The following is a 7,517-nucleotide window of genomic DNA, read 5'->3' as shown; positions in this document are numbered from 1 at the left end:
ACGGTCGCGCCGCGCTGCGCCCGCGGCGCCGGGGGCGGCGCCGTCGTCGCGGTGGAGCGGGGCTTCGCCCTGATCTCGTCCGAGGGCGAGCTGACGACGCTGCCCGAGCTGTGGGGCGCGGACGCCGGGATCCGGATGAACGAGGGCGGCTGCGACCCGGACGGCCGGTTCCACTGCGGCACCATGGCGTACGCCAAGACCCCCGGCGCCGCGAACCTCTACCGGCTCGCCCCCGGGCCCGACGGCGGCGCGGCGAGGTGGACGTCGTGCTGACCGGCGCGACGACGTCCAACGGCCTCGAGTGGAGCCCGGACGGCACGCAGGCCTACTACAACGACACCCCCACGCGGCAGGTGGCCGTGTTCGACTACTCCCGAGAGGAGGGCCTGACGAACCGCCGCGTGCTCGTGGACGTGCTTGACGGCGAGGGCAAGCCGGACGGGCTCACCGTGGACGCCGAGGGCGGGATCTGGGTGGCCGTGATCAGCCACGGGCAGATCCACCGGTACACGCCCGAGGGGACGCTCGACGAGGTGGTCGAGGTGCCCGTGCAGAAGACCACGGCGTGCACCTTCGGGGGCGACGACCTCGGCACCCTCTACATCACCACCTCCTGGGAGAACATGGAGCGGGGTGAGGACCCGCTGGCCGGGGCCCTGTTCGCCGTGCGCCCGGGGGTGACGGGCCTGCCGGTCCGACCCTTCGCGGGCTGAGCCGGGCTCTTTACCGCCCCTCCCCCACCGCTTTCGTTGACGAAACGGCGGCGTCTCGCGGCGCCTTCGTTGCCGAAACGGGCGCTTGACAGGGAGCTTTCTCTCACGCTTCACCTCCGCCCTGACCCTCACCGCGTGCGGCGGCACGCCCGACGCGACGGAGGACGACGCCGCCACCGCCTCATCTGTCTCGCCCGAGGCCGCCACGCCGTCGTCGTCGGAGACCACCGAGGCCGCGGCCGACGCCGAGGACACCTTCCAGCCCGACGTCGCCGACACCCTGAACTCAGTGCCGACGGACCTGGGCCTCAAGGAGGTCGAGGAGTCCCCGGCCAACGTCGTCGAGGTGCTCGGCACCCGCTTCGCCGTGACCCAGACGGCTCGCGTGGACGCCGTGCCCGGCAAGCTCGCCGAGCAGCTCGCCCCCATGGTCATCGACTACGCGGACGAGGTCTCCGCCGCGGACGGTGACGCCCTCTACGTGGCCGTCGTGCGTGCTTCCGACGCCCGCCACGCGTTCAAGGGCGAAGCCCCCGAGACCACCACGACCTTCCGCGTGAACGGTGACCCCGTGGAGGTCGACGTGCCGCCGCTGACCGCCGGCGACCAGGCCACCGTGGTCGTCTCTGCCCCGGAGGACGCGAAGCCCGAGGACGTGACCCTCGAGGTCGTCCAGGCCGAGGACGCGCAGGAGCCCTCCCTCGTGGACGGCTCCCGCACCGCCTCCGACGTGGAGCACATCTACGAGCGCCCGGCCTCCGTGACCGTGGAGAAGGGCCACGGCTGGGACGTGTCCTTCACGGGTTATACCAACCAGACGGAGCACCTGACCGGCCAGATCGACGGCGCGGAGATCCTGCCCGCCCTCCCCGAGCAGGGCTGGGCGAAGCCCGGCAACGTGTTCCTCGGCCTGGACGTGAGCACGAACAAGCTCGAGTCCACCGACAACGACGAGTCCATGATTGTGCTGGAGCTGCCGGACGGCACGACCCAGCGGTGGCTGGAGGACCCCTCCGACCTCCAGTACCGGTTCAAGGACCGCGTCTGGTTCGAGATCCCGGCCGACGCCGCGAAGGCCACTGCGAAGGTCGACGTGATCGTCAAGGCCCGCATCAAGGACCCCGAGACCCTCGACTCGCTCGAGGTGCCGCTCACCTTCGAGCGCTGAGCCGCCCGCCGCGACGCGGCGCCGTCGTCGTCCTCCTAGGGCGACGGCGGCGCCGCGTCCGCGTGCTGCCGGATCCACGCATGCATCGCGATGCCGGCGGCCACGCCCGCGTTGATCGAGCGGGTGGAGCCGTACTGCGCGATGGACAGCACCGCGCTCGACGCCGCGCGCACCTCCGCCGAGAGTCCCGGCCCCTCCTGCCCGAAGACGAGCACGCAGGCACGCGGGAAGTCGAAGGTCTCCACCGGCACCGACTCGGGGAACAGGTCCACACCGAGCACGGGCAGCCCCTCCCCCGCCGCCCACGCCGTGAACGCCTCCACCGTCTCGTGGTGGCGCACGTGCAGGTAGCGGTCGGTGACCATGGCGCCGCGCCGGTTCCAGCGGCGGCGGCCGATGATGTGCACCCCGGCGGCGTTGAACGCGTTGGCGGTGCGCACGACGGTGCCGATGTTCAGGTCGTGCTGCCAGTTCTCGATGGCCACGTGGAACGGGTGCCGCCGCGCATCGAGGTCCGCGACGATCGCCTCGAGGCTCCAGTACCGGTACTCGTCGACGACGTTGCGGCGGTCCCCGTCACGCAGCAGGTCCGGGTCGTAGCGCGGGTCGTCCGGCCAGGGGCCCTCCCAGGGGCCGACGCCGACCACTCGTTCCTCGCCCAGCCCGGCCACACGCCGAGGCGCCTCACCCTCGGAGGGTGAGGCGCCGTCGTCGGGACGCCCGTGGGTCACGCGGTGCGGCCCGGCCTTTTCGTCCACGAGGAGCTTCGAGGCGCCGGCGGCCGCGGCGGTCACGGCGAGCACGGACGGCCAGGCGCCGATCTTCTTCGCCAGCGGGTGGGAGGCGCCGAAGCCGCCCAGATACAGGGTGGTCAGGCCGGCGGTGACGGCAGGGCCGCCCTTGGCCAGCCAGGTGCGGCCAGCCAGCAGGCCTGCGGCACCCAGCAGCACGCCGCCCAGCGGACGGATGCCGGTCTCACGTGCGGTGACGTAGCCGCCGAGCAGGCCGAGGGCCACCACGGGGGCGGTGTTCACGGCGTCGGCGGGCAGGAGGGTCTTGCCGTCACGGACGGGCTCGGCGTTCTGGGTCCAGGGGTTCTTCTTGATCATGCCCCCACGGTACGCCGCAGGACGCACAATGGTGCCGTGACGATCATCGACAACGCCGTCTACAAGGACGGCCGCCGCATCCTGGCCCCCACCTCCCTCGCCGACACCTGGGAGGCCTGTCAGGAGCGCGGGGGCATGGCCTGGGTGGGCATGTACCGGCCGGACGAGCACGAGCTGCAGGAGGTCGCCGACGAGCTGCACCTGCACGAGCTCGCCGTGGAGGACGCCCTCGCCGGCGGCCAGCGCGCCAAGCTCGAGCGCTACGGCCAGGACTGGTTCATGGTCCTGCACCCGGCCCGGTACATCGACCGGACCGAGACCGTGGAGTTCGGGGAGATCGGTGTGTTCTCCGGGGACGACTACGTGGTCACCGTCCGCCACGCCGAGGAGCCGGACCTGGCCGCCGTGCGCCGCTCCCTGGAGCAGGACAGCCCGGACCGGCTCGCCCTGGGCCCCTGGCAGGTGACGTTCGAGATCCTGGACAAGGTGGTGGACGACTACTTCCCCGTGGCCGACGGCCTCGAGCAGGACATCGCCGAGATCGAGGACCAGATCTTCGCCGGGGACTCCCACGTCTCCCGGCGCATCTACGAGCTCTCCCGCGAGGTGCTGAACTTCCAGCACGCCATCCGGGCGCTGCCCACCATGGTGGACGAGCTGCAGGAGGACACCCGGGCCCGGCTGCACGCGGACGAGTCCGGCCAGGACGGGGAGGAGTCCCACGGCGCGGCGATCGAGGTGGAGAACCTGCGCCGCCTTCGCGACGTCCACGACCACGCCGTGCAGATCAACGAGCGCGTGGCCGCCATGCGTGCGATGCTCAACAGCGCCCTGGAGCTGGACTCCACGCTGGCGTCCAAGCGGCTGGCGGAGCAGTCGATCGAGCAGAACGAGCAGGTCAAGCGGATCTCGTCCTGGGCGGCGATCATCTTCGCCCCGCAGCTGGTGGGGTCCATCTACGGCATGAACTTCGACCGCATGCCTGAGCTGCACTGGGTGTTCGGCTACCCGTTCGCCCTGGGGCTGATGCTGGCGGTGGCGCTGACCCTGTTCCTGCTGTTCAAGCGCGCGAAGTGGCTGTGAGCGGGAGGCGCTCCCTTGATGCGCTGTGAGGGCGGAGTTCCCCGGAATTCCGCGAGAATTCCGGGAAACTCCGCCCTCACTTCGACGTGATGCGAGTCCGGCCCGGGCTCAGTCCAGGCCGAGCTCGTCCTTGCCGAAGGCGTACAGGTAGGGGACACCGGACTCCTCGGCCACGCGCTCGGCGGCGCCGGTGGCGCGGTCCACGATCACGGCCACGGCCTGCACGTCGCCGCCGGCCTTCCGCACGCCCTCCACGGCGGTCAGCGCGGAGCCGCCGGTGGTGGAGGTGTCCTCCAGCACCACGACCTTCCGGCCGTCCACGCCCGGGCCCTCCACCTGGCGACCCATGCCGTAGGACTTCTGGGCCTTGCGCACCACGAAGGCGTCCAGGGTGCGGCCCTGCGCACCGGCGGCGTGCATCATCGCGGTGGCCACCGGGTCCGCGCCCATGGTCAGCCCGCCCGCGGCCTCGTACTCCACGCCGGCGTCCTCGAGCATCCGCAGCATCACGCGGCCGATCAGCGGCGCCGCCTCATGGTGCAGGGTCACCCGGCGCAGGTCCACGTAGTAGTCCGCCTCCTTGCCGGAGGACAGCGTGACCTTGCCGTGCACCACCGCGAGCTCCGTGATGAGCTCCTTCAGGCGGGCGCGGTCCTGCTCGGGCGTGGTGGCTGCGGTGTTCTCGCTCATGCCCCACATGCTAGCGGCGCGTGACGGTCCGGCACCCCTGCCGTCCTGGCCGCGTCCGGACTAGCCTGACGGCCATGGACCAGACCTCACGCACCACCGACACGTCCGGCCACGCCGGCCTGCCCCTGGCCCACTGGATCACCCAGACCGAGGGTCTGCTCTCCGCCCGGGTGGCCGCCTCCCTCGAGGAGCACGGGCTGACCCGCGCGCAGTGGCAGATGCTCAACGCCCTCACCGAGTCCCCGCTGAGCCCGCAGGAGGTCACCGCCGGCTTCGCCCCGGAGCTGGCCGAGACCGCGCTGGCCGACCTGCAGGAGCTCGTGGAGGCCACCTGGGTGGCGGTCGAAGGCGACCTGTTCACCCTGACCGCCACCGGCCGCGAGGCCGGCGAACGCGTGGCCGAGGCCGTCGACCGGCTCCGCGCCGAGGCCATCGGGGACCTCTCCCAGGCCGACTACGAGACCACCCTGGCCTCCCTGCGCACCATCGCCCGGAACCTCGGCCACCCGGAGGCCTGAGCGGGGCGCGACTCCCACCGGAAACATGCCGCGCGTAGGCTGACCGCATGCGTGAGCTGCAGCAGAGGATCATCGAGGAGATGGGCGTGAAGCCCGAGATCGACCCGGCCGAGGAGGTCCACCGCCGGGTGCGCTTCCTGGCGGACTACCTGCAGTCCACCGGAGCGGCCGGCTTCGTGCTCGGCATCTCCGGCGGCGTGGACTCCACCACCGCGGGCCGCCTGGCCCAGCTGGCCGTGGAGGGGACGCGCGCCGAGCTCGGCGTGACCGACGCCGTGGCCATGGGAGGCCCGGTGCTGCGCGGCGGCCAGGGCGGAGGCGAGACCCCGCGTGGCGGCCAGGCCTCGAAGCCGACCGCCGAGACCCTGCCGAAGCCCTCGAAGCAGAACCCTCAGTTCACCGCCGTGCGCCTGCCGTACCGGGTGCAGGCGGACGAGGCCGAGGCGCAGCAGGCCATGGACTTCATCGACGCGGACATCGACCGCACCCTGAACATCGCCGGCGGTGTGGACGGACTGGCGGAGGCGTTCGCGGAGGCCACGGGCGAGCCGATCACCGACTACAACAAGGGCAACGTGAAGGCCCGTGTCCGCATGGTCGCCCAGTACGCCCTGGCTGGGCAGCACGGGCAGCTGGTGATCGGCACGGACCACGGCGCGGAGTCCGTCACCGGGTTCTTCACCAAGTTCGGCGACGGCGGCGCGGACGTGCTCCCCCTGTTCGGCCTGAACAAGCGCCAGGTCCGGGCCGTGGCGAAGGAGCTCGGCGCGCCCGAGTCGCTCTGGTCCAAGGTGCCCACCGCCGACCTGCTCGACGACAATCCGGGACGCACGGACGAGGACGAGCTCGGCCTGTCCTACGAGCACATCGACGACTACCTGGAGGGCCGCGAGGTTCCCGCGGAGGTCGCGGAGAAGATCGAGGCGACCTGGCTGCGTACCCGCCACAAGCGCACCACCCCCGTGACGATCCTCGAGGACTGGTGGCGGTGACACAGGGCTGACGGATGACGGGGTCACGGCTCACCACGGCCAGAGCGGCCCGTCACGGAGGTCCAGGCATCTCGAACGTCCGCGCAGGAGAGCTGGACCGTTTCGGGAATCAGAGTTGCCGGAATGAACGCCGGATCCGCAGGAGTTCCGGCAACTCTGATGCCAGCAAGGACGTCCACGGAGCTAGCGCCGCCGCCCCGCACGCCTGCACCCCTCCACCCCGCTCCCCTTCCCCCGCCCACGCGAAGCGGACCACCCCGTTCCCCTTCACCCCTCCCCCACGCACCCCGTTAGGGTTGATCGGGTGAAGATCGCGACCTGGAATGTGAACTCCCTCCGTGCCCGTGCCGACCGCGTCGAGGCGTTCCTGGACCGGCATGACATCGACGTCCTGGCCATCCAGGAGACCAAGTGCCGGGACGAGAACTTCCCGTGGGAGCTGTTCGAGCGCGCCGGCTACGAGGTGGTGCACAACGGCACCTCGCAGTGGAACGGCGTGGCCATCGCCTCCCGCGTCGGCCTGAGCGACGTGCAGCGCGGCTTCCCCGGCCAGCCGCACTTCGGCAAGGGCGGCGTGGACCCGCAGGAGGAGTCCCGCGCCATCGGGGCGACCGTGGGCGCCGAGGCGGCCGACGGCGTCGCCCCGGTGCGCCTGTGGAGCCTGTACGTGCCCAACGGGCGCGGCCTGGAGAACGAACACATGGGCTACAAGCTCGAGTGGCTGCGCGTGCTCCAGGAGCACGCGGCCGCTCGCCTCGCCGAGGACCCGGACACCCGGCTCGCCCTGACCGGCGACTGGAACATCGCTCCGCAGGACGAGGACGTGTGGGACATCGAGCTGTTCCAGCGAGAGGGCTACACGCACGTCTCCCCGCCCGAGCGCGCGGCGTTCCACGCGTTCGAGGACGCCGGGCTGGTGGACGTGGTGCGCCCGCGCCACCCCGGCCCCGGCGTGTACACGTACTGGGACTACACGGGCCTGGCCTTCCCCAAGAAGAAGGGCATGCGCATCGACTTCCAGCTCTGCTCCCCCGCCCTCGCGCGGACGGTCACGGACGCCTGGATCGACCGTGAGGAGCGCAAGGGCAAGGGCGCCTCGGACCACGCCCCCGTGGTCGTCGAGTACCGCTGACCGGGCACCCGCACCCCATGGACGCGATCGCGCACCTGCGCGTCTTCGAGCCGGCCGACGCGTTCCCCGCCGCGCTGCGCCCGTCCCTCGCGGACGCCGCCGGCCGCGATCG

9 protein-coding genes are annotated in these 7,517 nt (G+C 71.8%); 7 read left to right on the top strand and 2 right to left on the bottom strand.

The window, feature by feature from the left end; translation table 11 throughout:
• From AC2W7A_RS07090 to AC2W7A_RS07080, 3 genes are all read left to right on the top strand, one after another.
• The coding region (locus AC2W7A_RS07090; protein ID WP_485990739.1) for an SMP-30/gluconolactonase/LRE family protein at positions 1 to 273 on the top strand (273 nt) is incomplete at its 5' end.
• Positions 267 to 713, top strand: coding sequence for an SMP-30/gluconolactonase/LRE family protein (locus AC2W7A_RS07085; RefSeq protein WP_485990737.1), 447 nt, complete (start codon positions 267 to 269; stop codon positions 711 to 713). The genes AC2W7A_RS07090 and AC2W7A_RS07085, both read left to right, overlap by 7 nt.
• 85 nt (positions 714 to 798) lie before the next feature.
• Positions 799 to 1,881, top strand: coding sequence for a hypothetical protein (locus tag AC2W7A_RS07080; protein WP_485990736.1), 1,083 nt, complete (start codon positions 799 to 801; stop codon positions 1,879 to 1,881).
• Between the two features lie 35 nt (positions 1,882 to 1,916).
• Here AC2W7A_RS07080 and AC2W7A_RS07075 read toward each other — a convergent pair whose 3' ends face one another.
• The gene (locus tag AC2W7A_RS07075; RefSeq protein ID WP_485990740.1) at positions 1,917 to 2,639 is read right to left on the bottom strand and encodes a TrmH family RNA methyltransferase; all 723 of its coding nucleotides are present in this window, start codon (positions 2,637 to 2,639) and stop codon (positions 1,917 to 1,919) included.
• A gap of 387 nt (positions 2,640 to 3,026) precedes the next feature.
• Between AC2W7A_RS07075 and AC2W7A_RS07070 the strand changes: the two genes are divergently transcribed.
• Complete coding sequence (locus tag AC2W7A_RS07070) at positions 3,027 to 4,073, top strand: magnesium and cobalt transport protein CorA (protein ID WP_485990735.1); 1,047 nt, start codon at positions 3,027 to 3,029, stop codon at positions 4,071 to 4,073.
• Between the two features lie 108 nt (positions 4,074 to 4,181).
• Here AC2W7A_RS07070 and pyrE read toward each other — a convergent pair whose 3' ends face one another.
• On the bottom strand, positions 4,182 to 4,763 hold the full coding sequence (gene pyrE, locus AC2W7A_RS07065) for an orotate phosphoribosyltransferase (RefSeq protein WP_485990734.1): 582 nt from the start codon (positions 4,761 to 4,763) through the stop codon (positions 4,182 to 4,184).
• 74 nt (positions 4,764 to 4,837) lie between these two features.
• Between pyrE and AC2W7A_RS07060 the strand changes: the two genes are divergently transcribed.
• From AC2W7A_RS07060 to AC2W7A_RS07050, 3 genes are all read left to right on the top strand, one after another.
• Entirely contained in the window at positions 4,838 to 5,281 is a 444-nt protein-coding gene (locus AC2W7A_RS07060) for a MarR family winged helix-turn-helix transcriptional regulator (RefSeq protein WP_485990733.1), read from the top strand.
• 47 nt (positions 5,282 to 5,328) lie between these two features.
• A complete protein-coding gene (gene nadE, locus AC2W7A_RS07055) occupies positions 5,329 to 6,273 on the top strand; it encodes an ammonia-dependent NAD(+) synthetase (protein WP_485990732.1) in 945 nt (314 codons plus the stop codon).
• A gap of 304 nt (positions 6,274 to 6,577) precedes the next feature.
• On the top strand, positions 6,578 to 7,405 hold the full coding sequence (locus AC2W7A_RS07050; protein ID WP_485990731.1) for an exodeoxyribonuclease III: 828 nt from the start codon (positions 6,578 to 6,580) through the stop codon (positions 7,403 to 7,405).
• The last annotated feature ends 112 nt before the right edge of the window (positions 7,406 to 7,517 follow it).

The sequence above is a fragment of the Micrococcus sp. LASM2_SD2 genome, from assembly GCF_057364565.1.
The sequence above is the reverse complement of the archived record's forward strand: the minus strand, read 5'-3'. Positions and strand labels throughout refer to the sequence as shown.